The following is a 25,614-nucleotide window of genomic DNA, read 5'->3' as shown; positions in this document are numbered from 1 at the left end:
GCGACTGCTGAGCCCCGATGAGCCTGATCCCGACCCTGTCCGAAACCGCCGCCCGCGCCCGCACCGACCTGCGCGTCGGCCTGCCGGTGATGATCGGCGGCTATCTTGTCGCGGCGGTGGAAACGCTGGTTGCGGCGCGGCTGGACGACATGCGGGCGATCGGTCGCCCGGTTTTGGCGCTGACGGGAAGACGGGCCGAGACGCTGAAGGCGCGGGTCTATGATGACGGTCTGGCGCGGGTGATCGTGCCGGGCGATGCCGATCTGGCATGGCTGAAGGCGCTGGCCGATCCTTCGGGTGATCTGATGACGCCGATGAAGGGACCGCTTTTCACCGAACGTGAAGGCGATGTGCAGGCCCATCAGGCGGCACTGGCGCTGGCGAAATCTGCGCAATTGCTGCCTGCGATGCTGATGGTGCGGTCGGACCCGCTGCCCGGCCTGACCCAGCTTGCCCCCGGCCCGCTTCTGGCGCTTCTGGCAAGCGAGACGGCGATGCATCCGGTCGCCGCCGCGCGTCTGCCGCTGCAATCCTCGGAACGCTCACGCCTGCATATCTTCCGCCCCGATGATGGCGGGGCCGAACATTACGCCATCGAAATCGGCGATCCGCCCCGAGACGCGCCGGTTCTGGCGCGGCTGCATTCAGCCTGCTTCACCGGCGATGTACTGGGCAGCCTGAAATGCGATTGCGGGCCGCAGCTTCATGCGGCGCTGAACACCATGGGGCAGGCGGGGGCGGGCGTGCTGCTCTATCTGAACCAAGAGGGGCGCGGCATCGGGTTGGCCAATAAGATGCGCGCCTATGACCTGCAGAATCAGGGTTTCGATACAGTCGAGGCGAACCATCGGCTGGGCTTCGAGGACGACGAACGCGACTTCCGCATCGGCGCAGCCTTGCTGCGGCGTCTGGGCTTTGGCGCGGTTCGGCTGATGACCAACAACCCGCGCAAGGTCGCGATGCTGCAAAGCCATTGCCTTGATGTGGTCGAACGGGTGCCGCTGATCACACCACGCAACCGTTTCAACACCGACTACCTCGATACGAAATCCGAAAAGTCGGGGCATTTGCTGTGACCCCTTTCGACATGGTGCTGACCCCGCAGGGACTGCGCTTCCTTGGCCGCCTGTTCCCCTGCAGCATCGGCAAATCAGGCGTCACCAGTTTCAAACAAGAAGGCGACAAAGCGACACCCGCAGGCATCCACCACATCACCGGCCTTTGGTATCGCCCCGACCGCCTGCCTTCGCCCGCACCATGGGCGCGACCCATCGGCCCCACCGACCTTTGGTGCGACGCCCCCGATCACCCCGCCTATAATCACCACGTCAACGCGCCGTTCACGGCCAGCCACGAACGCCTGCGCCGCGCCGACCCGCTCTATGATCTGATCCTGACGACTGACTGGAACTGGCCCGACGCGCTGCCCGGCCACGGCTCGGCGATCTTCCTGCATCAATGGCGCCGCCCCGGTTTCGGAACCGAGGGCTGCATCGCCTTCGCCCGCGCCAACCTCATCTGGATCGCAAAACACGCCGCCCCCGGGACGCGCCTTATCGTCCCGGCTTCTTCTTCATTCAAATATCCATAAAGCAACGGCTCAGCCGTAATCCCGCGCCCCGAAGATGGCCGATCCGACCCGCACATGCGTCGCCCCTTCGGCAATCGCTGCTTCGAAATCCGCACTCATTCCCATCGACAGCAGCGCCAGCCCATTTTCATCGGCAAGCCTGCACAGCGTTCGGAAGTGAGGAATCGGATCCTCGTCTTCAGGCGGAATGCACATCAAGCCTTCCGGGTTCAGTCCCAGATCGCGGCAAGACGCCAGAAAGCCCGGTAACTCGTCCACCAGAATCCCCGCCTTCTGCGGCTCATCCCCGGTATTGACCTGAATGAAAAGCTGCGGCCTTCGACCTTGCTCGGCCATCTGATGCGCCAGCTTTCGCGCCAGCGTCATTCGATCCAGCGTGTGGATCGCATCAAACAGCTCTACCGCCGCCTTGGCCTTGTTCGACTGCACCGGCCCGATCATGTGCAACTCGACGCCAGCAAAACGAGACCGCCAACCCGGCCACTTGCCCTGCGCCTCTTGCACGTAATTCTCGCCAAAGACGTGCTGCCCGGCCTCCAGCACCGCCTCGACCCTGTTCGCAGGTTGCACCTTGCTGACCGCAATCAAAGTCACGCTGCCCGGCGCACGCCCCGCCGCCAGTTCTGCCGCCTCGATGCGGCGTCTGATGTCATCCAGTCCCATGAACCGACAAGACAAAAAGAAAAGAGCGGGCGCAAGGCCCGCTCTTCAAGTCTTTGATGATCGCGTGGATCAGAAGTCGAAGCGAACGCCCAGATCGGCGGTCACTTTTTCGTCGTAGTTGCGTTGCAGCGACGCACCCAGACGAGCACCGCCCAGATCGTAGTTGACGCCGATACCGAACGCATTGTCGGTCTCTTTCGAAGCCCAGTCACCGTCGTTGTTGGCGATGTATGCTTCGATGTTGGTCAGGCCGTCAGCCAGCGTGTAGTCACCGTACAGCGCAACGGTGTTGCCCAGATCTTGGCCTGCAACAGGACCGTTCGGGTTCTGAGCGGTATCGACGAAATCACCGTTGTCGATGTAGTTCAGACCGATACGGGCGTTGTCCAGAACAGCATAACGAGCACCAACGAAGAATTGGTCATTGCCGTCAAAGCCCAGACCCGATTGAACGTATGCAGCCGAAAGCTCCAGACGCTCGTTCCAAGTGTAGTCAACCGAGATACCGAACTCTTCGTCGGTGCCGTAAGCAACTTCGTTCAAGCCCGATTGATCCGGGTCGATATACGAAGCACGAACGGTCAGATCGTCGACCGAGTAGCTGACAGCAACGCCAACACGGTCGTTTTCGCCGCCATAGCTTTTGCTTTCGAACGCATAGAAACCACCCAGCGAGTTGCCGCCTACCGAACGGTCAAATGCACCAAGTTCGGTTGCATACAGCAGGCCAGCATCGTCGTATGCGGTCGACACGTTACCAACGCTGACGGTCAGGCCGTTGCTGGTGACGTACACGTAGGCCGGGCTGCCGCTTTCCAGAGCGTCGTCGCCTTGGTCCCACTGCAGACGAACGCGAGCACCGAAGTCGACGCCTTGGTCGGTCGAAACGGAGCCGTCGATGTTCAGGCGAACGCGGGTTGCGATTTGGCTTTCGTTGCCAGCGCGGTCTTCAACATAGATCACACCGGTACGGCCGTAGCCCGAGATGGTCACGTCGGCAGCAGCCACACCAGCGGTCAGAACCAGCGCGGTGGAGGCGATAAGAGCCTTTTTCATGGTCATGTTCCCTCTTGTCTCTCTGATGCCCAAACCGGAATTACCGCCTTGGGTATGCAATGTGTTTCACCGTTTCGTTGTCGCGATGCAACGGAATCACCCGGGCCAGAAAGCATTACTGGAATCTGTGATGCACATGCGCCACACATTTTGGTTCAGCTTTGTCAGCGCCACCATGCCGCCTGTTCATGTCATGGTTCCAAGGCGCTTGTGGCAGTGGTGCGATCCGCGCTAAAGCTTTCGCAACGCGTAAAACCGGGGGACCTGATGAAGACCGTAATTGCAGCGCGCCTGACCATAGCCACGACGCTTTGCATCGCGCTGACCGCTTGCGGGGGCGGGGGCGGCAACCGAGATCGCGGCGCCGAATTCGGGGCCGATATGCGTCCGGACGTCCGGACGACCACCATCTGGGATCTATTCGGCAATTCCGAGAATCCGAACAATACCGTCGGCGTGAACAAATACCTCTGGAATGCCAGTCTCGACGTGCTGAACTTCCTTCCGGTGCAAACGGTCGATCCGTTCACCGGCGTCATCGTCACCGGCTACGGCACTCCGCCGGGCGGTGGCCGGTCCTATCGCGCGACGATCCGCATCAGCGATCCGGCGCTGGACGCGCGCAGTCTGAAGCTGTCGCTGCAAGGTCCGGGCGGCGGGGCGGTGGAACCGGGCACGGTCCGCGCGGTCGAGGATGCGATTCTGACCCGTGCGCGGCAATTGCGCCTGCAGGACGGTCGCCTTTAAGTCCAAGCCGGGAAGCGGTGCGCGTCAGGCGCGCACCCTACTGGACCCTTCATCCGCTGCCGTATAAACCCTGCGGCGACGAATGACGCCCGAGGTCCGACATGCCCTATGATCCCTCCAGCAGCGAAGCCCATTGGCAAAAGGCCTGGGCCGATGCCGGCAGCTTTACCGCGATCCGCGACGAGCGGCCGAAATATTACGTGCTGGAGATGTTCCCCTATCCGTCGGGGCGCATCCATATGGGCCATGTCCGCAACTATACCCTTGGCGATGTCGTGGCCCGCTATAAGCGAGCACAGGGCTTCAGCGTGTTGCACCCGATGGGGTGGGACGCCTTTGGCATGCCGGCCGAGAATGCTGCGATGGAACAGGGCGGCCATCCGCGCGACTGGACCTATGCCAATATCGCCACCATGCGCGAACAGATGCGCCCACTTGGCCTGTCGATCGACTGGTCCCGCGAATTCGCCACCTGCGATGATGGCTATGTCGCGCAGCAGCAGGCGCTGTTCCTTGATTTCCTTGATGCCGGTCTGATCACCCGCAAATCGGCGCAGGTGAATTGGGATCCGGTCGATATGACCGTGCTGGCCAATGAACAGGTGATCGACGGCAAGGGCTGGCGTTCCGGCGCGCAGGTCGAGCGGAAAGAGCTGACCCAGTGGTTCTTCCGCATCTCGGACTATTCCGAGGAATTGCTGGAGGCGCTGGACGGCCTGAACGGCTGGCCGGAAAAGGTGCGGCTGATGCAGGCCAACTGGATCGGCAAGTCGCGCGGCTTGCAGTTCCGGTTCCAGACCATCGGTGCCCCGGCAGGTTTCGACGCCATCGAAGTCTATACAACCCGCCCCGACACGCTGATGGGCGCAAGCTTCGTCGCGCTGTCGCCCGATCATCCGCTGGTCAAAACGCTGGCCGAAACCGCCCCCGAAATCGAGGCCTTCCGTGAGGAATGCCGCCGCATCGGCACGACTGAGGAAGCCATCGAGACCGCCCCGAAGATGGGTTTCGACACTGGGCTGACCGTGCAGCATCCGCTTGATCCGAACTGGCACCTGCCGATCTGGATCGCGAATTTCGTGCTGATGGATTACGGCACCGGCGCGATTTTCGGGTGTCCAGCACATGATCAACGTGATCTAGACTTTGCTCGAAAATACGAGTTGTCAGTCAAGCCAGCTTTTTCTCCATTGGGTGTCGAACTCTATCCCGAGAGTGAAAACGAGCATATCTTCATCAGTGATGACGACATATTCGCTTATGATGATGACGCCTTTGATGAGAGGGCTCAAGGCAACGAATATTTTCGCATCGGCAACGTCGCTTACACTCCACTCAAAACGGAAGTCGTTCATTACATAGATCCGGTAGCCGGAGGGAGCGAGCAATCCGGCGACAGCGCTATCGAAGCTGTAATTGGCCTTGCGCAAGATCAGGGTTGGGGCGAAGGCGTCACCAAGTTCCGGCTGCGCGATTGGGGCATTTCCCGGCAACGCTATTGGGGTTGTCCGATCCCGGTCGTCCATTGTGCTAAATGCGGCACCGTCCCCGAGGCGAAACGGAACCTGCCGGTCCTGTTGCCGCAGGATGTCAGCTTCGATGTGCCGGGCAATCCTCTGGACCGTCACCCGACATGGCGGCAGACCACCTGCCCGCAATGCGGCGGCGCGGCAGTGCGCGAAACCGACACCATGGATACCTTCGTCGATTCGTCCTGGTATTACGCCCGCTTCACCTCGCCCCACGCGCCGACGCCGACCGAGCGGGCGGATGCCGATTACTGGATGAATGTGGACCAGTATATCGGCGGGATCGAACATGCGATTCTGCACCTGCTCTATTCCCGCTTCTTCGCCCGCGCGATGGCAAAGACCGGGCATCTGCCGGACAGCGCCAAAGAGCCCTTCGCAGCGCTGTTCACGCAAGGCATGGTGACGCATGAAATCTACCTGACCCGCGACGAGCGTGGCCGTCCGGTCTATCACCTGCCCGAGGATGTGGTGGACGGGAAGCTGCGGGACGGCACCCCGGTCGAGATCATCCCCTCGGCCAAGATGTCGAAGTCCAAGAAGAACGTGGTCGATCCGGTCAATATCGTCTCCAGCTTCGGGGCCGATACGGCGCGCTGGTTCGTGCTGTCCGACAGCCCGCCCGAGCGTGATGTCGAATGGACCTCGGCCGGGGCTGAGGCTGCGTATAAATTCCTGTCGCGCGTCTGGCGTCTGGCCGATGAGGCGGGCGAAGGTGGCGATGACCCCGATCTTCTGCGCGCCGCGCATCGGGCGATTGCCGATGTGACGAAATCGATCGAAGGTTTTGCCTTCAACAAGGCGGTGGCCAAGCTTTACGAATTGGCCAATGCGATCGGCAAATCGAAGGCCGGGGGCGAAAGCCGCAAGGCGGTGCTGCGGATTCTGGCGCAGCTTCTGTCGCCGATGGTGCCGCATCTGGCCGAAGAGGTCTGGGCAATCGCCGGTGGTCAGGGCATGGTCGTTGATGCGCCCTGGCCCAAAGCCGATCCGGCGCTGCTGGAGGATGACATCGTGACCCTGCCGATCCAGATTAACGGCAAGCGCCGGGCCGAAATCAGCGTGCCGAAGGCGATGCCCAAGGAAGAGATCGAGGCATTGGTGCTGGCCGATGAGACGGTTCAGCGTTTCCTTGAAGGCGCGGCGCCGAAGAAGCTGATCGTCGTGCCCGGACGGATCGTCAATGTGGTCGCCTGATCGCCTGACCCGCCGCGCAGCCCTTCTGGGGCTGCTGGCGGTGTCGGCCTGCGGGCTGACCCCGGTTTACGGGCCAAGCGGGACCGGGCAGCGTATCTTTGGCAAAATCCGCCCGCGCGATCCAAGATCGTTCGAGGATTTCGCCTTCAACCGCAAAATCTCGGAACGGGTCGGGCCGGATACGGACGCGCCCTATCTGCTGGACTATCAGCTCAGCGTCGGTGTGGTGCCGCAGGCGATCACCCCCGATCAGGTAACGACCCGCTATTCGCTGAACGGCACCGCCGATTTCGCCTTGCGCGATTCGTCAGGCGCGGTTCTGACGCAGGGCCGGGTCAGCACCTTCACCTCGTATTCCACCACCGGCACCACCACCGCCACCCTGACGGCCGAATCCGATGCACGTCAGCGGCTGGCCGAGATGCTGGCCGATCAGGTGGCAACGCGACTGATGGCCGCCTCGGCCCAGTTGCCAGAATGATCCTGAAGGGCGGAGAAATCGCCCGCTATCTGGCGCGGCCCGACCCTTCACGACCGGCTTTGCTGATCTATGGACAGGACGCGATGCGCGTGGCCTTGAAACGGGCCGAAGCGGTGAAGGCGCTGGTCGGCGAGAATGCCGATGAGGAAATGCGCCTGAACCGGATGGCCGGGGGCGGTCTGAAGAAAGACCCGGCGGCGTTGCTGGATGCGGTGAAAGAGGTCGGCTTTTTCCCCGGACAGCGCGTCGTTCTGGTCGAGGATACGCCCGACACTTCCGCCGATGCGATTGCCGTAGCCTTGAAGGAATGGAACGCGGGCGATGCCGTGATCGTGGTGACGGCGGGGGCGTTGTCCAAGTCATCCGCGCTCCGCAAGGTGTTCGAGCCGCACAAGGATGCGGTTACCGCCCCTATCTATGACGACCCGCCCGGCGAGGAAGAGGTCGCGCGCTGGCTGTCGGATGCCGGTCTGCGCGAGGTTCCCCCCGCCGCCATGCGCGAGATGATGGTTCTGGCCCGCGCGCTGGACCCCGGCGATCTGCGGCAGACGGTCGAGAAGATCGGGCTTTACAAACATGGCGATCCGACGCCGCTGACGGTCGAGGAAATCGCCCTGATGGCCCCCGCGACCATTGAGGCGGATCTGGACGAGCTGATCCATACCGTTGCCGAACGGCGCGAGGCCGATTTTGGCACCCTCATGCGGCGGATCGAGGGTCAGGGAACCAGCCCGGTCAGCCTCTGCATCGCCGCCCTGCGCCATTTCCGCGCCCTGCAACTGGCCGCCGCCGATCCCGCCGGGCCGGGCGCCGCACTGTCGCGGATGCGTCCGCCGGTCTTCGGCCCGCGGCGCGACCGGATGGCCCGGCAGGCGCAGACTTGGGGCGTCGCACTGCTGGAAGATGCGGTGCGGTCGCTGCTGGATACCGACCTGCTGCTGCGATCTTCCAGCCGCGCGCCACAGATGCCACTGATTGAGCGCGCGTTGATCCGGCTGGCAATGGCTCCCAGAGGCAGGCGGTGACCGAGCCGGCCGAGGCGCTGGTTATCGGTGCCGGGCCTGCGGGGCTGATGGCGGCAGAGGTTCTGGCGGCGGCGGGACGCAGGGTTGTGGTGGCCGAAGCGATGCCGACTCCGGCGCGGAAATTCCTGATGGCCGGGAAGTCGGGGCTGAACCTGACAAAGGATGAGCCTGTCGCCGCGTTTCTCCAGAATTTTTCCTGTGGATCCGGGGCGCTGCCCCGGGCCCCGGGATATTTTAATGAAGAAGAAGCGCAGTTTGGTCCTGCAGAGGTGATGGATTGGGCGCGCGGGCTTGGGGTGGAGCTGTTCACCGGCTCGACCGGGCGAGTGTTTCCGGTCGGGATGAAGGCATCGCCCTTGTTGCGCGCTTGGCTGGCGCGGCTGCGGGATCGTGGTGTCGATCTGCGGGTGCGCTGGCGCTGGATCGGGGACGGATTTCGGTTCGAGACGCCCGAGGGTGAACGCGCACTGATACCGCAGGTGGCGGTTCTGGCGCTTGGGGGCGGGTCATGGCCGAAGCTGGGATCGGATGCGGCGTGGGTGCCGTTCCTGCGGAATACAGGGGTCGAGGTTCGGCAATTCATGCCTGCGAATATGGGGTTTCGGGTGGGTTGGTCCCAGCCGATGCAGCGGTTCATTGGGCAGGCGGTGAAGGGCGTTGCCCTCTGCGCTGGCGATCACAGCAGTCGCGGAGAATGGGTGATCGGGCGCGACGGGATCGAGGGTGGCGGCATCTATGAGGTTGCGGCGCCGATTCGTGACGGGGTGGCGGCGTCGGTCGATCTGGCGCCGGATGTGACGGTCGAGGCACTGGCGGCGCGCTTCGCCAAGCCCAGAGGCAAGCTGTCCTTGGGCAACTGGTTGCGGCGGGTTCTGGGTGATCCGGTCAAGGTCGCCTTGTTGCTGGAATGGGGGCAGCCCTTGCCGGGTGATGCGGCGGGCTGGGCGGCTTTGACCAAGGCTTTGCCGGTGCGACATGATGGGCCGATGGGACTAGAGCGCGCAATTTCCTCGGCGGGGGGCGTGTCTTGGGACGCAGTCACGCCGGATCTGGAATTGCGGGCGATGCCGGGCGTGTTTGTTGCAGGCGAGATGCTGGATTGGGAAGCGCCGACCGGGGGGTATCTGCTGACCTGCTGTCTGGCGACCGGGCGGCATGCCGGGATGGCGGCTGCCGCGCGGCTGGATCAGCTTGCCGCGACGCGCTGAAAGGCCGGGCGTTGATGCGTCTGCCCTATATCGAACTGGCGCAGGATGGATCGGCCCTATTCGAGACCGCCTTCACCGAAAAACTGATAACCATCATGAGCTGGGCACAGTTTGCTGGTGATAACGAACCCGATCCGCAAACGGTTACAAGATCACCGGGTCTGGTCGGAAGATATGATGCTTTTTTGCAGAGCGAACGGCTACTGCTTGACCTGTCGATCCATCGCCGCATCTCGAGCGCATGCGCCGGACGGTTGCCGCCGTTCTTGTTCGCCTCAAAAAAGCGGTTTTTGGAATGCCGGGAACGAACACCCAATCGATAGGTTGCAGGTTCAACCCGTCAGGGGTCACCTTTATTCGCGAGCCACTGATCGCCGCCGGACAGAGTGGGGTCTGACGAACGCAAATTTGCCCGGACAGCGCTTCGCGAGGGCGACATGCGTCCAAGCGCACACGTCGCAGAATCAGGCCAAAATCTGCCCTCCCAAGATTTGCGTTTTTCGGCGTTTTTCCGCTGCACAGGAAAACAGCCCATTCGTTCGAATATGACGCATTTTACTGCCTAGAACGCCACTCTGTATCCACTTTGCAATAACGCTGCGCTCAACCGGGGGACGTAACAGATTAGTCAGATTTCTATCGCACCTGATTCGTGTTAACAAATCGCGTTGGCCTGCCTTTTTAGTTCATCCGCTGCCTCGGAGTGCGTAATGCCCACAACTTTTAACTGGATTTATCTTGGTATTCCTCGGAATGCGCAGAATCAGATTATTTCGCTAGATCCGACCGAAAGTAGCTTGACGGGGACGCAAGCAGAGAACGTCTCGGCGCTGCTCAACACAAGTTACGGGACAGGTGGAGATCCGCTGTATAGCCGGATCACCTCGGGGACCATGATCAACCGGGGCGGAGATGCCACCGTGCTTGACGGGCTCAACCCGACCAACCCCGCGCTGAATGATCAGTTCTCAACGAACATTGGCGCGGGAACCCAAACATTCACCTTCGATACTGTTGTGGCCTATAACGGTGTTGTCACCTATGCTGACGGCACCACTGCCAACACGGTCCTGATCGTCACACAATCCACGTCAGGCGAGCTTTTCCTGTCGCCCCCTGCCGCGACCGCGAACTCGGCACTGGAAGCAAAGCCCATCGTCTCGATACGCTTCAACACCGTCGCGGATACGGGGTCCAGCCTGTTAATGGATCGCCTGATGGTGGCCTGGGACAATGGTGTCGTCGATGGAACGGCGGGCGCGGACTCTATCGGCGCCGGTTATATTGAACCGACCGTGAATGGCTCGGACCGCGTTGACGGTGGTGATGGTCTTACCAGCTCTGGCACTGGCTGGAACGACGATGTTATCCGGGCAGGCGCGGGCAACGATACGATCGACGCCGGCGCGGGCAATGACAGCATCGACGGCGGGGCCGATAATGATCTGGTCCTGCTGAGCGGCACTTACGGGACTGACACGGTCGATGGCGGGACCGGCACCGACACGCTGAGCGGCACCGGGCTGACAGCAGCAACCACGGTCACCTTCAACGGTGGCGCGGGCACTTTCACGACGGGCGCCAACTCGGCCACCTATACGAATATCGAAGCTATCGTGACTGGCAGCGGTGCTGACACGGTCACGATTTCGGGCGCGACGGCAGGGAGCTTCTCGACCGGGGACGGTGCCGACACGATCAACGCAAACGGCACCGGCGCGGATACAATCGACGCGGGCGCAGGCAATGATCAGGTCATTCTGGGCGCAGGATATGGCAATGACAGCATCACCGGCGGCGCGGGGACCGATACGCTGTCCGGCGCCGGGCTTGCGACTGCCACCACGGTGACCTTCAATGGCGGGGCGGGGACCTTCGTTAATGGCGGCAACACCGCCAACTTCAACACCATCGAAGCGATCATCACCGGCACCGGCGCGGATACGGTGAACATTGCAGGCGCGACCGCAGGGAACTTCAGCACTGGAGACGGCGCTGATACGATCAACGCGAACGGCACCGGCGCTGACACGATTGACGCGGGCGCGGGCAATGACCTCGTGAACCTTGGTGCGGGCTATGGCAGCGACACCATCACAGGTGGCGCGGGCACCGATACGCTGTCCGGCGCAGCGCTGACCGGAGCCAGCACCGTTACCTTCAACGGCGGGGCGGGGACCTTCGTGAACGGCGGCAACACCGCCAACTTCAACACCATCGAAGCGATCACCACCGGCGCTGGCGCGGATACCGTGAACATCGCAGGCGCCACGGCGGGGAATTTCAGCACCGGAGACGGTGCGGATACGGTCAATGCGAACGGCACCGGCGCAGACACCATTGACGCGGGCGCTGGCGACGATCTCGTGAACCTCGGCGCAGGCTATGGCAACGATACCATAACTGGAGGCACCGGCACCGATACGCTGTCCGGCGCGGCGCTGACCGGAGCCAGCACCGTTACCTTCAACGGCGGCGCGGGCACCTTCGTCAATGGCGGCAACACCGCCAACTTCAACACCATCGAAGCGATCACCACCGGCGCTGGCGCGGATACCGTGAATATTGCGGGCGCGACGGCGGGGAACTTCAGTACCGGAGACGGCGCTGACACGATCAATGCGAACGGCACCGGCGCTGACACCATTGATGCGGGCGCGGGCAATGACCTTGTGAACCTCGGCGCGGGGTATGGCAGCGACACCATCACCGGGGGCGCGGGCACCGATACGCTGTCCGGCGCGGCGCTGACCGGAGCCAGCACCGTTACCTTCAACGGCGGCTCGGGCACGTTCGTCAATGGCGGTAATACCGCCAACTTCAACACCATTGAAGCGATCACCACCGGCGCTGGCGCGGATACGGTGAACATCGCGGGCGCGACCGCAGGGAATTTCAGCACCGGCGACGGTGCCGATACGATCAACGCGAACGGCACCGGCGCGGACACTATTGACGCGGGCGCGGGCAATGACCTGGTGAACCTTGGCGCAGGTTACGGCAACGATACCATCACAGGTGGCGCGGGCACCGATACGCTGTCCGGCGCAGCGCTGACCGGAGCCAGCACCGTTACCTTCAACGGCGGTTCGGGAACCTTCGTGAACGGCGGCAACACCGCGAACTTCAACACCATCGAAGCGATCACCACCGGCGCTGGCGCGGACACGGTGAACATTGCGGGCGCGACGGCGGGGAACTTCAGTACCGGAGACGGTGCGGATACGATCAACGCGAACGGCACCGGCGCTGACACCATTGATGCGGGCGCGGGCAATGACCTCGTGAACCTCGGCGCGGGCTATGGCAGCGACACCATCACGGGTGGTGCGGGCACCGATACGCTGTCCGGCGCAGCGCTGACCGGAGCCAGCACCGTTACCTTCAACGGCGGCTCGGGCACCTTCGTCAATGGCGGCAATACCGCCAATTTCAACACCATCGAGGCGATCACCACCGGCGCTGGCGCTGATACGGTGAACATCGCGGGCGCGACGGCGGGGAACTTCAGCACCGGAGACGGTGCCGACATCATCAATGCCGGTGGCAGTGGTGCCGACACGATCAATGCAGGCGCTGGCAATGACCTTGTGAACCTCGGGGCCGCTTACGGCAACGACACCATCACCGGCGGTGATGGCAGCGATACGCTGTCAGGTGCAAGTTTCGGCGCGGGGCAACCCGTGACCGTCACTTATACGAATGGCAGCGGCACCTTTGCCAGCAGCGGCGGCAATGCCGGTTTCAACACCATTGAGACCATCGAGACCGGCGCGGGCAACGATATCATCAATGCCTCTGGGAACAGTGCGGCGGCCACGTTCATCACCGGCGCGGGCAATGACTCGATCACTGGTGGTGCGGGGGCCGAGACCATTGACGGCGGCACCGGCAATGACACCATCCTTGCTGGCGGCGGGAATGACAGCATTCTGGCCGGCGACGGCGATGACAGCATCGACGGCGGCGACGGCGACGACTTCATCGATGGCGGCGCGGGCAGCGACATCATGACCGGCGGCGCGGGCAACGACATCTTTGTCGTGACCTCGGGCGACGTGATCACCGATTTCGGTGCGGGCAGCACCGGCCCGGTGGATGACGGCAACAGCGCGAACAACGATTTTGTCGATCTGTCCGCCTATTATAACGACACCAATCTGGCCATCATCAATGCCGAGCGTGCCGCCAACGGCCTGCGCGAATATGATTCCGCACTGGGCTGGCTGCGCGCCGACCAGGCCGATGACGGTGTGCTGAACAGCATCAACACCGCGAACGGTTTTGGCAGCGACTTCACCCTGACGCTGAACAATGGCGGCTCGGCGGTTGATGGCTCCGCGCTGACTTCGGACACCGTCAACGTCACCTGCTTTACCGAGGATGTGTTGATCGAAACCGAGACCGGATCGGTCGCGGCTGGTCAATTGACTGTCGGCACGCTGGTTCTGACCCGCGATGCCGGGTTGCAGCCGGTGCGTTGGATCGGGCGTCGCAAACTTGACGCGGCAATGCTGGCTGCCGAGCCGAAACTGCGCCCGATCCGTATCCGGCAGGGCGCGTTGGGTGGCGGTCTGCCGACATCCGATCTGGTGGTTTCGCCGCAGCACCGGGTTCTGGTCCGCTCGCAGATCGCTCAGCGGATGTTCGGCACGCAGGAAGTTCTGGTCGCGGCCAAGCATCTGTGCCCTCTGGACGGCATCGAGGTCGCAACCGATCTTGAGGAGGTGACCTATGTCCACTTCCTCTTCGACGCGCACCAGATCGTCATCTCGAACGGGGCCGAGACGGAGTCGCTTTTCACCGGCTCGGAAGCACTGAAATCGGTGGGCAACAGCGCCCGCGAAGAGATTTTCACGCTCTTCCCCGAGCTTCGCGATGGCATCGTTCATCCGGCGGCCCGGCAACTGACCACTGGCAAAATGGCGCGAAAACTGGTCGAGCGACATGCCCAGAACGGCAAGACGCTGATCAGCATGGCGCGGGCCGTCTGACGGCACGACAAATACGCAGCTCGGTCCCATGGGTCGAGCTGCCTTTGCTATGCGGCGTTGGTGGCGTCTTTCAGACCGGAATTGCCGTTGTCCTGAACACGGTGCGCAGCGCAAAGGAAGAATGCATCTGCGCCACACCCGGCAACCGCGCCAGATGCTGGCGGTGAATGCGGGCGAAATCGTCGGCATCCTCGACCACGATCTTCAGCAGGTAATCCGCCGTCCCCGCCATCAGGTGACATTCCAGCACATCGGGAATGGCGCGCACGTTCCGCTCGAATGCGTCCAGCACCTCATCGGCCTGACCTGACAGAGTAATCTCGACAAACACGGTCGTCTGCCGTTGCAACTTGCGCGCATCAAGCAGCGCCACGTAGCCCGAGATGACGCCGGTCTCCTCCAGCCGCTGCACCCGTCGGTGACAGGCCGAGGGCGACAGATGCACCCTCACCGCCAGTTCGGCATTGCTGATTCGGCCCTCTTTCTGAAGCAGGGCAAGGATGCGGCGGTCTATTGCGTCGAGATCGGACATTTTCGCACAATCTGCGATGAAGCGGCACTTTTCCAGAGATTTCTTCGATCAGGGACACCCAACCCGGCCCAGCTTCGCAGCACTTTGCGGAACTCCAATGCGACACTGATCGGACCATGCATCGCAAGAATAAGGGAGGAACGCGCATGCAGATCGGATGCCCGAAAGAGATTAAACCCCAGGAGTTCCGCGTCGGCCTGACGCCCGATGCCGCCGCCGAAGCGGTGCGGCACGGTCATTCGGTCCTGATCGAGACCGGCGCGGGACTTGGCGCGGGATTTACGGATCAGGACTATACCGAAGCCGGCGCGCAGATCGCGCCGGATGCGCAGACCGTTTTCGACGGGTCCGAGATGATCGTGAAGGTCAAGGAACCGCAGGCGGTCGAGCGCAGGATGCTGCGCAAGGGACAGCTTCTGTTCACCTATCTGCACCTTGCCCCCGATCCCGATCAGACACGCGATCTGCTGGAATCGGGCGTCACCGCGATTGCCTATGAGACGGTCACCGATGCCAAAGGCGGCCTGCCGCTGCTGGCACCGATGTCCGAGGTGGCAGGGCGGCTTGCGCCTCAGGTCGGGTCATGGGCGTTGCAGAAAGCCAATGGCGGGCGTGGCGTGCTGTTGGGCGGTGTGCCCGGCGTCCGGCCCGCCAATGTGGTGATCATCGGCGGCGGCGTGGTAGGTGCTGCGGCGGCGCGGGTGGCCGTGGGGATGGGCGCGAATGTCACGGTCATGGATCGCTCGGTCCCGCGGCTGTCCTATCTCGATGATGTCTTCATGGGGAAGCTGACCACCCAATATGCCAGCGCTGCGGCGACGGCCGAGCTTCTGACGACGGCGGATATGGTGATCGGTGCGGTGTTGATCCCCGGCGCGGCGGCCCCCAAGCTGGTCACGCGGGCGCAGCTTTCCACCATGCCACCGGGCGCGGTTCTGGTCGATGTGGCGATCGATCAGGGCGGCTGTTTCGAAACCTCGCACGCCACCACCCACCAAGACCCGATCTACGAGGTGGACGGAATCGTGCATTACTGCGTGGCGAACATGCCGGGCGCGGTGGCGCGAACCTCGACGCAGGCGCTTGGCAATGCGACGCTGCCCTTCGTCATCGCGCTGGCAGGCAAAGGTTGGCGGCAGGCGGTCACGGATGACGCGCATCTCAGGGCCGGGCTTTCGGTGCATGAGGGGCAACTGACCTCTCCGCCCGTGGGCGAGGCGCTTGGGCTGCCGTCGCTTACGCCGGATCAACTGCTACAGGTCGTCTTCATTTGAGGCTTCCGTTGTCGCCGGCGTTCTGATTCAAGCTCGAAAAACGGAGGCGATCCGCACGCCACAGCCCAGATCAAGCGCAACCGCAGTCGTGCGGGAAGCCTCCTTGCTCCAGCAGTACGTCAGCTCTGCACGAATCGCCATTGTGATCGGCCCAGCTAGATCCGGCGGGCCAATGATCTAGTCTTGCTGCTGGTGCCGCAGGTCAGGTTGCCCAAACGGCTGGATCTGGCATGGGATGCGGCGCGGGCCTCGGATGGGGTGCCGGGGAAGATCGCGGGGAAGTGGGTGGACGGGTGAGCGCCATCAGCAATTTTCAGGCCGTGACGCTATAAACCGGTTGCCCATCACTGGAGCATTTCTCGACCGAGCGGCAGACGGCGAAGATTGTCGCTCCGCCCGCGGGCACGAAGACAGCCCCAAGGAAACTGTCCGGTCCAGAATGGGCTGCCATAGCTACCGCCGCCCCCTCGCTGCGGGCAATTTCGGCAAATGCATCAAGGTCAGCGGCAGTCACGCGCGCGATGTCGAGGTAGTGGACGACATTCTGCATCGTGAAATGAATGACATCAAAGGCCACGACGTCACGAAGGATGACCATCTCGCAATTGTCAGCCGGATCGGACGAGACGAGCAGCGTCAGTACCCGTCGCACGGGCTCATAGGTTACGCTGGTATATTCCATATCGGCAAACCGTTTGTCGCCGTTAAACGCAATCATTTCCAGCCCTCCGGACGGATCAGCCCGTCATCATCTCGCCCATGCCCCGAAAAGCTCTCTTCTTCGGTCGCTGGCCGACCAGGCTGGCGAACCCCATCAATCCATTCATGGGTATGGGGCTGACCTTGACCGTGATCGTGGCCCCAATCAATATCTTTGATTGGCTTGCCGTCGGGACCATACAGCCTGTCGCCACGTGGACCGACAACCCAAGTTTCAGGGCGTCCCCGCGCAGGCAAGCCCCTGATGACCGTCTCCTGCACCACTTCGTGCGCAATGGCGGCCAAGAGCCCTTCGGCCGTTCCAAGATCGACGCCGAGGATACCGGCCGCGCGATTCAGGCGACGTTCTGATGCGATTTTGGTAAATTCCCGCAAGAGATCGCTAACCTCCCACGCCACCTCAAACGCCGCCACAGCAACAGCTCCTGGACCGGTAACCGCGACCGCACGCGCGAAAAGGCCTCGAAGAAGTGCCTCTGCCGGAATTTCTGCCGCTGGCGCGTACTGGGCAAGGACAACATCGCTTGGCAACGGCGACGCAACAGGTTCCGCGTAACACCGGCAGTTATGTGCCTGTCCCGGATGCCCACCCGCAGGAGGTTCGTCCCAGCTGAAGACCTGATCGTCATACTCTGCGTGACTGTCGCGAACCTTCACGTCGTCTCGGGAACGCCAGATATAACGCTCTATCCCAAGCTCTTGCTGCCGAAGCTGATTGATCAGCCCCGCGAAGGCGCGGAGCAGACGCTCTTCCATGGCCACTCGCAGCGGGCGGAGACGCTGGGGGTGTGTATGATATTCTTCAAAGATCGCGGTCAGACGCGCATCCCATTCGTGAAGGACCGCTTCCTTCGCGTCCGAGACATCGCGCAGATCGGCTTCCGTCACCCAAGGGACTGTGTCGGATAGCGTCAGGGTATTCAGAAGCATGAGGGTGTTGTCGAAAACGACCTCGTCCAGTTGGTCCGAGAAATCAGCTCGGTGATCGGTATAGCGGGGAAATAGCGACTTGATCGAAATGGCCGCGCGATAGCCGCCTACCGTACCCTTGTTCTGGCTGACCACGTACTGACCATGGCCACCATGTCGGAGGAAGTCCCGTAGTTATGCCGCAATGGAACCTCCCGCCAATCTGAGGGCTCGGTTCTAGGAGTAAATCGTTAAAGGGCACTTACCCTACCGTGCGTTGCATCCAGCGAAGCGCTGGATCGAGAAAGGCTGTGAGGCCTAAAAATGTGCCTACCCTCCGCGAAACCATCCTCACCCCGCTGCACGTGCACCTTTCATTGCTGTCCGCCGCCACCCTGCGCGGCGACGTCCTGCTGCGCCGCTTCATTGCCGATGATCTGCACCCCACAGCCTAGATCGACCGCAACCGCAGTCGTGCGGGACGCCGTCCCTTGGACAGCCGCTCTACAAGGAACGGCATCTGGTCGAATGCTTCTTCAATCAGATCAAACGCTTCCGCCGCATCGCCCTGCGTTGCGAGAAAACCGTCACATCCCTCAGGGTGTTCATCGACGTCGCATGCGCAATGCTGTGGATCGGTTAAATGAAGATGCCTTCTACCGTGAGACGCAAAAAGGCGCGCCGACATGGCGCGCCTTTTCACCGAATCTTGCGGCTTCAAACTGCCGGACGCTGAGCCAGAAGGTCGCGGATCTGCGCCAGAAGCTCTTCCTGGGTCGGGCCAGCAGGTGCGGCCTCTTCCTCGGGTTTCGGCTTCGAGGCCATGCTTTGCAGGCGGTTCACGGCCTTGACCAGCAGGAAAACTGCCCAAGCAATGATCAGGAAGTTCAGAAGCGCCATCAGGAACGAGCCGTAGGCAAAGACCGCAGCGCCCGAGTCGCGCGCCGCTGCAAGGCTTGCACCTTCAGGGACATTGCCTGACATGACCCAGTAAAGGTTGGTAAAGTCGATCCCGCCGATCAGCAGACCGAGAATAGGGTTGATGAGGTCTTCAACGACCGAGCTGACGATTGCGGTGAATGCCGCACCGATGATGATCCCGACGGCAAGGTCGATGACGTTGCCGCGGGCGATAAACTCACGGAATTCCTTAATCATTTATCTGCCAGTCCCCTGTTAGGCGCGGTATCCCGCGCGCCATATTGTCGTGTAACGGAATCTTTATGCAGAGTTTGCCAAACTGCAAAGGGATAGTTGCCGCAACAGCCGTTTCTGGCGGAATATGACCGACAAACCGGGCAGGATCAGTCGTCCTGCCCAAGCCGCGGCGAAGCGCGATCCAGCGCCAGTTCGGCGCCAGAGAACCGGATCGGCAGACGCACCCCCGGAACGCCCTGCGGCTCGATCCTCAGACCGCGGGCGATGACCTGCGGATCGGCGAAAACATCGCTCATATCGTTGATCGGCCCGGCGGGCACACCCTCGGCCTCAAGCGCAGCCAGCAGATCGTCGCGCCGCCATGTGCGGGTAACGGCGGTCAATTGCGTGGTTAGCGCCTCTCGATTGGCAATACGGTCGGCGTTGGTGGCGTAGTCCGGCAGGGTGCCAAGCGCAGGCATGCCAAGCACGCCGCACAGCCTGCGATATTGCGCGTCATTGCCGGTCGCGATGATGATCCAGCCATCGGCGCAATCGAAAACCGCATAGGGGACAAGGTTCGGATGCGCGTTCCCCATCCGGTTCGGGGCATTGCCCGTCGCCAGATAGTTCATCGCCTGATTGGCCATGATCGCCGTCGCCACGTCCAGCAGGGCCATATCGACATGCTGGCCCTGCCCTGTCCGGTGCCGCTGCTCCAGCGCGGCAAGAATGCCAACGACCGAATAGATGCCGGTGAACACATCCGTCACCGCAACGCCGACCTTCTGCGGCTGGCCGTCCGGCTCTCCGGTGACGCTCATCAGACCGGACATGCCCTGAATGATGTAATCGTAGCCCGCCCGATGCGCGTAGGGTCCGGTCTGGCCGAACCCCGTCACGCTGCAATAGATCAGGCCGGGGTTCATCACCTTCAGGCTGTCATAATCCAACCCGTATTTCGCCAGCCCCCCAACCTTGAAATTCTCGATCACCACATCGGCGCCGGCGATCAGATCGCGCAACTTTGCCTGACCCTCGGGCGTTCGAAAATCCGCCGTGACCGAGCGTTTGCCGCGATTGGTGGCGTGGAAATAGGCGGCGCTGCGGTCGCCTTCGCGGTCGATGAAGGGCGGCCCCCAACGGCGGGTATCGTCGCCCTCGGGGGCCTCGACCTTGATGACCTCGGCCCCCAGATCGGCCAATATCTGGCCAGCCCAGGGACCGGCCAGAATCCGGGCCAGTTCGATGACCTTCAGCCCGGAAAGCGGCGTCATCAGTTGGCTGCGCCTTCAGCCTCGGCCAGCTTGGTGTCGATGATCTCTTTCAGATCTTCCCACGACTGGTTGCTGACCTTGTCATCGCCGATGATGAAGGTCGGGGTCGCCTCGACCGCGTCCTCGGTGGCGTTGTGCTGGAAGGTCGCGACAAGCTGTTCGACCTTGGCGGTGTCGTCCCAGCAGGCGGTCATCTGCTCTTCGGTCATGCCCGCTTTCAGGCCGATCCGGCGCAGGTTGGCAGCGATCTCGTCGCCCGAGCCGCCTGCGATCCATTCGCTCTGCTCGTCAAACAGCATGTCCGAGACTGCGTAATATTTGTCGTCGCCACCGCAACGCGCCAGAATCCCGGCCCAGAGACCGACCTGATCGAAATAGATGTCGCGCTGAATGAAGCGGACCTTGCCGGTATCGACATACTCGGCCTTCAGCTTCGGCCAGTTCTCGGCATGAAAGTTCGCACAATGGCCGCAGGTGAAGCTGGCATATTCGACGATGGTCAGCGGCGCATCCTCGGCCCCTTGGGCGATATCGGGCAGGATTTGCGACTGCGCCTCTTCAGCGGGCGCGGCCTCTTGCGCCAAGACGGGCGCGGCGAAAGCAAGCGCGAAAGCGGCGACTGCGGAACGCATCAGCATGGATTGTCCTTTCGGTTTTTCCGGTTCGTTCGGGTTTTGACATTGAGCGCCAGCCGGGCCATCGCCTCGGCCAGTGTAGGATCGGTAAACTGGTTGGCGACCTCGCGCGCCTCGGCCGTCGCCTGCGGATCGGGCGGGACCGGCTGGGCGGGCGCGTGCAGGAATTGCGCCTGACCTTCGGCAAAGCCGCTGGCGGCGGTTTGGGTCAGGGTGATCTTTTGGATCGCGTTATAGCCGTAACAGGCATTCACCCGCTCGCGCAGTTGCGGCAGTTGCATCTCGACCATCGGCGCGACCGGACCGGTGGTCAGCAGCGTCAGCGTGGCCCCAAAGGCACCGCGGCTGTGACTGACCTTGACCGGGCGGGTCACGGCGGCAAGCTGCGGGCCCGCGATCTCGGGCCAATGGGTCAGCAGGCGGGTGACCGCAAAGCCCCGCCCCTCAGCCGCCTTCTGCACCCGATCCGCCAGCAGCGAAGACGCAGCGACGAACCCGCGCCTGCGGCGGCGAGGGGTGTTCCCGGCGGATTTGGTTGGCTGTGCCATCATTGCCTGATTTGCTATCACCACCATATCCTTAATCAGCCCGCCGCGCAGAGGAAAGCGCGCGCTTCGCCACGGAGACTGAATATTGCGTGACAACAAGGTGATCGCCCCGCATCTGCTGGACTGGTATGATCGCCATGCGCGCGTCTTGCCGTGGCGCGTGCCTCCGGGTGGGGCAAAGGCCGATCCCTACCGCGTCTGGCTGTCCGAGATCATGCTGCAACAGACGACGGTGGCGGCGGTAAAGGACTATTTCCTGCGCTTCACCGCCTTGTGGCCGGATGTCGGTTCGCTGGCCGCTGCGCCGGATCAGCAGGTGATGGCTGAATGGGCGGGGCTTGGCTATTACGCCCGCGCCCGGAACCTGCTGGCCTGCGCGCGCATGGTCGCGGCCGCCGGAGGTTTCCCGAAAGATCGCAATGGCTTGCAGGCTTTGCCGGGGATCGGCCCCTATACTTCGGCCGCCATTGCCGCGATTGCCTATGACCAGCCCGAAACGGTCGTGGACGGCAATGTCGAGCGTGTTGTGGCCCGCCTTCATGCCGTCGAGACGCCCCTTCCCGCCGCCAAACCGGAACTGGTGGCGTTGGCCGAGCGGCTGACCCCGGACACAAGGCCCGGCGATTATGCGCAGGCGATGATGGATTTGGGCGCAACGATCTGCACCCCTCGCAGCCCGGCCTGCGGTATCTGTCCGCTGATCGACGATTGCGATGCCCGCGTAATGGGGATCGCCGCTGAACTGCCCCGCAAGACGCCAAAGGCCGCAAAGCCCGACCGGATCGGAATCGCCTGGGTCGCGCGGCGGGGCGACTCGATCCTGCTCGAGGAACGCCCGGCCAAGGGATTGCTGGGCGGGACGTTGGCTTTCCCCTCGGCGGGGTGGGACGGGCGCGACATGCCGCCGCCGGGCAGCGCAGATTGGCAGGAAATCGGCCATGTCCGCCATGTCTTCACCCATTTCAACCTGTCGCTGATGGTGGTGATGGGTGATCTGCAGGATGGCCCGGATCGCGGCCATCTGGTGCGGCTGCGCGATCTGGACCGCAACGCCCTGCCCGGCCTGATGCGCAAGGTCTGGGATATGGCGCGGGCCGAGATTGCGGCGTAACATCCATGGCATGAGCGAATCCCCTCCACGCGGATTGCCCGCCGCCGCGCCGTTCTGGATGTCCGTCGTCATGCTGCCGCTGGTCATTCTGGCGGCGGTGCGGGGCGGTTTGTGGTGGATGCTGCTGCCCGCCTATGCCTGGTATCTGACCATGGCGATGGACCGCATCCTTGGGAATAACGACGAAAATCCCGATCCGCAGACAGAAACCTCGCGGCTGTTCTGGCACCGGGCGGTGACCATCATCTGGTTTCCGCTGCAATTCGCGGCGATCTTCGGCTCGATCTGGTATGTCGGCGTCTCGACCCACCTTTCCGGCCTAGACAAGCTGGGCCTGTTCTTCGGCATCGGCGTGCTGTCGGGGACCATCGGCATTGTCTATGCCCATGAATTGCTGCACCAGAAGACCCCTTACGAGCGGTGGCTGGGCGATCTGTTGCTGGCCAGCGTTCTCTATTCGCATTTCCGGTCCGAACATCTGCTGGTCCATCACGCATGGGTCGGCACCCCCCGCGATGCGGTCTCGGCCCGTTATGGCGAGGGGTTCTGGCGGTTCTTCCGTCGCGTGCTGCGCGACAGTCTGCACAGCGCGTGGCAGGCCGAGACCGGCCTTCTGGCGCGGGCCGGGCGTGGCAAATGGCACCGGCGCAATCCGTTCTGGCGCTATGCGGCGCTTCAAGGCGGGATGATCCTGCTGGCTCTGATCCTTGGCGGCGTGCAGGGGCTGTTTCTGTTCGTATTTCAAGCCTTTGTCGCCGTCTGGCAGCTTGAGTTGACCAACTATGTCGAACATTACGGGTTGACCCGGAAGCACCTGGGCGAAGGTCGTTACGAGCATATCAAGCCCCGGCATAGCTGGAACGCCAGCCAGACCGCCACCAACTGGCTGCTGATCAACCTGCAGCGCCATTCGGACCACCATACCAAACCTGACCGCCGCTTTCCGCTGCTGCAGACCTATGGCGACGACGAGGCGCCGCAGCTTCCGTTGGGCTATCCGGCGATGACTTTCGTTGCGATGGTGCCGCCTTGGTGGCGCCGGAAAATGAACCCGCGGGTCAGGGCGTGGCGCAAGCAATTCTACCCTGAAATCGCGGATTGGAACGACTATAACAGCGGCACCACCCCGATGCCGCGCAGCGCGTTATAGCGCCTTCAGCGCCGCGACAATGGCGTCAAGCTGCAGCGCGCCATAGGCTGGATTGGCGTGGTGATAGTCACGCTCTCGATGCGGTCTGGCTTCCTCGCGGCCCAACCCCAAAGAGCCGCGCATCCAGTCCGAGGCAGTGAAGAAATCATCGGCGATGGTCTGGGAAGGTTGCCTGACAATGGTGACGCCCGGCCCTATGACATCTGCCAAAGCGTCCCGATACCGGCGCATGAACTCGGCAGCATCGCCGCGCGTGACCATGTCGATATAATGCTCCAACCGCTCGGGATCGTCGCGGCAATCCTGTGAGGGCAGCACCACCTCGACCAGCAGAACCGGGCCCTGTTGCAGCTTCTCAAGCCGCCGCGTCAGCCGCAGCGCTGCAGTGTAGCGGATCCGGTGGCGGATCATGGCGTCCATATAGCCGGTCGAGATCAACTCGCATGGTACACCCTCGGCGACCGAAGGAAAGCCAATGCAGCGATGGCGGCGCTGCAATTGCGTGACCGCCGAAAAGGACGGACCGCCGATCACCACGAAGCCGTCATAGCCCGCCAATGGCAGATCGGGGATATTGTTGAGGCGCATCATATGTCCGCGCGCTTCTGCATTCTGCGGCAACAGGGTCCGGTCGCGGATAATGATGTGCCGCAATGCGGAAGGCGGAAGGGTGAAGAAATCCGCATGAAGACCGGGCCAGCGCGCAGGATCTTGCTGCAAGGCAAGCCGGGGCGCAACCAGATGCGAATTGCCGATCATCAGCAGGCGTGCCGGAATCATCGGCGAAGTGCCTCGATCAGGACTTCCTCGCAAAGCAGTTCCTCGGCAGGGGTGGCGCGGGATGGAGCATCGGGCGTTTCCGCGACCGCGATGCCGTGGGCGTGGCGGAAGACGGTCATCACGGCATCGACGCCTTCCTGCGACACCTCGCGCAGGTTTGGCATGAAGAACGCGCCTTTTGCGGCGGGGTTCATGACGATCTCATAGGCCGGGAAATAGTCAACGTCCTCAAGGCCTTCGGCAAACGCGCCCGCCACGGCGCGAAGCAGTGACTTGGCCTCGGTCGTCGCGGTCAGCACATGTTGGCCCGTCGCCGTTGCCGTCAGAGGGACCGGCGAGACGGTCAGGATCATCCGAAGGCCCGGATTGCGCCGATGGAGTGCCGCGCGGATCGCGATCAGGTCGTCCATAAGATCGGGATAGCCCAGCCTTAGCAGGTGGTGTCGGTAGGCATCGTATTCCCCCGCGATGACACCCGGCGCGATAGGATAGACCCGGCCAGACTGGCGATCCGCCCAGCATTCGCATAGCCCAAGCGTGAAGATCAGATGTGTCGCCTGCCCGATCAGGCGATCAACAGCGGCAAGATGCGCGCGCCGAAGCGCAAGCGTTTCTTCAACTGAAACAAACCCTTCCGGTTCAATCGCCGGGCGCAGCGCGTCATGGAAACGGCCCTGATGTTCCCAGACAAGATCGCCATCGACATGGCCTGACGCCGCATCTTCAAGCAACTGGAGAAGCTGGCGGGTCGTGTAGATGTTGCCGTAGCGGGCAGAATAGATGCCGTAGCCATATTGCCGCGCCAGACCGGGGGCTTCGTCGTTCAAAGGCGGCTCGACATCAAGCAGATTGAGACCGGACGTATGCAGGAAACGCCCGATATGCTGGGCGAAACAGCTTCCGGCGGTGGCGATTGCCGCGTCGGGGCCGAGGGGGAATTTGGGGCGGTAAAGCGCCTCGGGGGTTAGCGTTTCTTCGGCGACGCCGCTGCGCCAGAAAGCATTTGGAGGAAGATCGGAATAGGGGTGCGTCATGGGCGCAGTTTGCCAA

General features: G+C 62.5%; 23 protein-coding genes. 12 read left to right on the top strand and 11 right to left on the bottom strand.

Annotated elements, in window-relative coordinates:
• Positions 1 to 17: 17 nt before the first annotated feature.
• Both ribA and JJJ17_RS01185 read left to right on the top strand, forming a co-directional pair.
• Entirely contained in the window at positions 18 to 1,076 is a 1,059-nt protein-coding gene (ribA, locus tag JJJ17_RS01190) for a GTP cyclohydrolase II (RefSeq protein ID WP_200683193.1), read from the top strand.
• Positions 1,073 to 1,591 carry a L,D-transpeptidase family protein gene (locus tag JJJ17_RS01185; RefSeq protein ID WP_325168742.1) on the top strand — a complete coding sequence of 173 codons (519 nt, stop codon included), beginning with the start codon at positions 1,073 to 1,075 and terminating at the stop codon, positions 1,589 to 1,591. The genes ribA and JJJ17_RS01185 overlap by 4 nt, the downstream gene beginning before the upstream one ends.
• 9 nt (positions 1,592 to 1,600) lie before the next feature.
• Here JJJ17_RS01185 and JJJ17_RS01180 read toward each other — a convergent pair whose 3' ends face one another.
• Both JJJ17_RS01180 and JJJ17_RS01175 read right to left on the bottom strand, forming a co-directional pair.
• Positions 1,601 to 2,254, bottom strand: a complete 654-nt coding sequence (locus JJJ17_RS01180; protein WP_200683192.1) for a YggS family pyridoxal phosphate-dependent enzyme — start codon at positions 2,252 to 2,254, stop codon at positions 1,601 to 1,603.
• A 69-nt stretch (positions 2,255 to 2,323) separates the two neighbouring features.
• A complete protein-coding gene (locus JJJ17_RS01175; RefSeq protein WP_200683191.1) occupies positions 2,324 to 3,316 on the bottom strand; it encodes a porin in 993 nt (330 codons plus the stop codon).
• Between the two features lie 261 nt (positions 3,317 to 3,577).
• Between JJJ17_RS01175 and JJJ17_RS01170 the strand changes: the two genes are divergently transcribed.
• The 7 genes from JJJ17_RS01170 (at position 3,578) to JJJ17_RS01140 (ending at position 14,491) form a co-directional block, all read left to right on the top strand.
• The gene (locus JJJ17_RS01170; RefSeq protein ID WP_200683190.1) at positions 3,578 to 4,057 is read left to right on the top strand and encodes a DUF3576 domain-containing protein; all 480 of its coding nucleotides are present in this window, start codon (positions 3,578 to 3,580) and stop codon (positions 4,055 to 4,057) included.
• Between the two features lie 101 nt (positions 4,058 to 4,158).
• Positions 4,159 to 6,783, top strand: a complete 2,625-nt coding sequence (gene leuS, locus JJJ17_RS01165) for a leucine--tRNA ligase (RefSeq protein WP_200683189.1) — start codon at positions 4,159 to 4,161, stop codon at positions 6,781 to 6,783.
• On the top strand, positions 6,770 to 7,264 hold the full coding sequence (gene lptE, locus JJJ17_RS01160; RefSeq protein WP_200683188.1) for an LPS assembly lipoprotein LptE: 495 nt from the start codon (positions 6,770 to 6,772) through the stop codon (positions 7,262 to 7,264). Before leuS ends, lptE begins: the two co-directional genes overlap by 14 nt.
• Positions 7,261 to 8,289, top strand: a complete 1,029-nt coding sequence (holA, locus tag JJJ17_RS01155) for a DNA polymerase III subunit delta (RefSeq protein ID WP_200683186.1) — start codon at positions 7,261 to 7,263, stop codon at positions 8,287 to 8,289. Before lptE ends, holA begins: the two co-directional genes overlap by 4 nt.
• The gene (locus tag JJJ17_RS01150) at positions 8,286 to 9,497 is read left to right on the top strand and encodes a BaiN/RdsA family NAD(P)/FAD-dependent oxidoreductase (protein ID WP_200683185.1); all 1,212 of its coding nucleotides are present in this window, start codon (positions 8,286 to 8,288) and stop codon (positions 9,495 to 9,497) included. Before holA ends, JJJ17_RS01150 begins: the two co-directional genes overlap by 4 nt.
• A 14-nt stretch (positions 9,498 to 9,511) precedes the next feature.
• Positions 9,512 to 9,820: a hypothetical protein gene (locus JJJ17_RS01145; protein ID WP_200683183.1), complete on the top strand. Its 309-nt coding sequence runs from the start codon at positions 9,512 to 9,514 to the stop codon at positions 9,818 to 9,820.
• Positions 9,821 to 10,294: 474 nt separating this feature from the next.
• Positions 10,295 to 14,491 carry a Hint domain-containing protein gene (locus JJJ17_RS01140; protein ID WP_200683181.1) on the top strand — a complete coding sequence of 1,399 codons (4,197 nt, stop codon included), beginning with the start codon at positions 10,295 to 10,297 and terminating at the stop codon, positions 14,489 to 14,491.
• 70 nt (positions 14,492 to 14,561) lie between these two features.
• Here the strand turns inward: JJJ17_RS01140 and JJJ17_RS01135 are convergent, their stop codons facing one another.
• Positions 14,562 to 15,023: an Lrp/AsnC family transcriptional regulator gene (locus JJJ17_RS01135; protein ID WP_200683179.1), complete on the bottom strand. Its 462-nt coding sequence runs from the start codon at positions 15,021 to 15,023 to the stop codon at positions 14,562 to 14,564.
• 146 nt (positions 15,024 to 15,169) lie between these two features.
• Between JJJ17_RS01135 and ald the strand changes: the two genes are divergently transcribed.
• A complete protein-coding gene (ald, locus tag JJJ17_RS01130) occupies positions 15,170 to 16,297 on the top strand; it encodes an alanine dehydrogenase (RefSeq protein WP_200683177.1) in 1,128 nt (375 codons plus the stop codon).
• A gap of 313 nt (positions 16,298 to 16,610) precedes the next feature.
• Here the strand turns inward: ald and JJJ17_RS01125 are convergent, their stop codons facing one another.
• The 6 genes from JJJ17_RS01125 to JJJ17_RS01095 form a co-directional block, all read right to left on the bottom strand.
• Positions 16,611 to 17,015 (bottom strand): hypothetical protein, encoded by a 405-nt coding sequence (locus tag JJJ17_RS01125; RefSeq protein ID WP_200683175.1) that lies wholly within the window; start codon positions 17,013 to 17,015, stop codon positions 16,611 to 16,613.
• On the bottom strand, positions 17,012 to 18,082 hold the full coding sequence (locus JJJ17_RS01120) for a phage minor head protein (protein WP_200683173.1): 1,071 nt from the start codon (positions 18,080 to 18,082) through the stop codon (positions 17,012 to 17,014). The genes JJJ17_RS01125 and JJJ17_RS01120 overlap by 4 nt, the downstream gene beginning before the upstream one ends.
• A 561-nt stretch (positions 18,083 to 18,643) precedes the next feature.
• On the bottom strand, positions 18,644 to 19,084 hold the full coding sequence (gene mscL / locus JJJ17_RS01110; protein WP_200683172.1) for a large conductance mechanosensitive channel protein MscL: 441 nt from the start codon (positions 19,082 to 19,084) through the stop codon (positions 18,644 to 18,646).
• Between the two features lie 146 nt (positions 19,085 to 19,230).
• Positions 19,231 to 20,343 carry a CaiB/BaiF CoA transferase family protein gene (locus tag JJJ17_RS01105; protein WP_200684701.1) on the bottom strand — a complete coding sequence of 371 codons (1,113 nt, stop codon included), beginning with the start codon at positions 20,341 to 20,343 and terminating at the stop codon, positions 19,231 to 19,233.
• Positions 20,340 to 20,978, bottom strand: coding sequence for a DsbA family protein (locus tag JJJ17_RS01100; RefSeq protein ID WP_234463829.1), 639 nt, complete (start codon positions 20,976 to 20,978; stop codon positions 20,340 to 20,342). The genes JJJ17_RS01105 and JJJ17_RS01100 overlap by 4 nt, the downstream gene beginning before the upstream one ends.
• Positions 20,972 to 21,523, bottom strand: a complete 552-nt coding sequence (locus JJJ17_RS01095) for a DUF721 domain-containing protein (protein WP_200683171.1) — start codon at positions 21,521 to 21,523, stop codon at positions 20,972 to 20,974. The genes JJJ17_RS01100 and JJJ17_RS01095 overlap by 7 nt, the downstream gene beginning before the upstream one ends.
• Before the next feature lie 85 nt (positions 21,524 to 21,608).
• Between JJJ17_RS01095 and JJJ17_RS01090 the strand changes: the two genes are divergently transcribed.
• Complete coding sequence (locus JJJ17_RS01090; protein ID WP_200683170.1) at positions 21,609 to 22,634, top strand: A/G-specific adenine glycosylase; 1,026 nt, start codon at positions 21,609 to 21,611, stop codon at positions 22,632 to 22,634.
• 10 nt (positions 22,635 to 22,644) lie between these two features.
• Entirely contained in the window at positions 22,645 to 23,784 is a 1,140-nt protein-coding gene (locus JJJ17_RS01085; RefSeq protein WP_200683169.1) for an alkane 1-monooxygenase, read from the top strand.
• On the opposite strand, the gene JJJ17_RS01080 is transcribed toward JJJ17_RS01085, so the two are convergent.
• Both JJJ17_RS01080 and JJJ17_RS01075 read right to left on the bottom strand, forming a co-directional pair.
• The gene (locus tag JJJ17_RS01080) at positions 23,779 to 24,564 is read right to left on the bottom strand and encodes a hypothetical protein (protein WP_200683168.1); all 786 of its coding nucleotides are present in this window, start codon (positions 24,562 to 24,564) and stop codon (positions 23,779 to 23,781) included. The two genes, JJJ17_RS01085 and JJJ17_RS01080, sit on opposite strands and share 6 nt — an antisense overlap.
• Positions 24,561 to 25,598 carry a GSCFA domain-containing protein gene (locus JJJ17_RS01075; RefSeq protein WP_200683167.1) on the bottom strand — a complete coding sequence of 346 codons (1,038 nt, stop codon included), beginning with the start codon at positions 25,596 to 25,598 and terminating at the stop codon, positions 24,561 to 24,563. Before JJJ17_RS01075 ends, JJJ17_RS01080 begins: the two co-directional genes overlap by 4 nt.
• Positions 25,599 to 25,614: the final 16 nt, after the last annotated feature.

It is taken from the genome of Paracoccus caeni (assembly GCF_016629665.1).
GTDB classification, from domain to species: Bacteria; Pseudomonadota; Alphaproteobacteria; order Rhodobacterales; family Rhodobacteraceae; genus Paracoccus; species Paracoccus caeni.
This window is presented reverse-complemented; position numbering and strand designations above follow the sequence as displayed.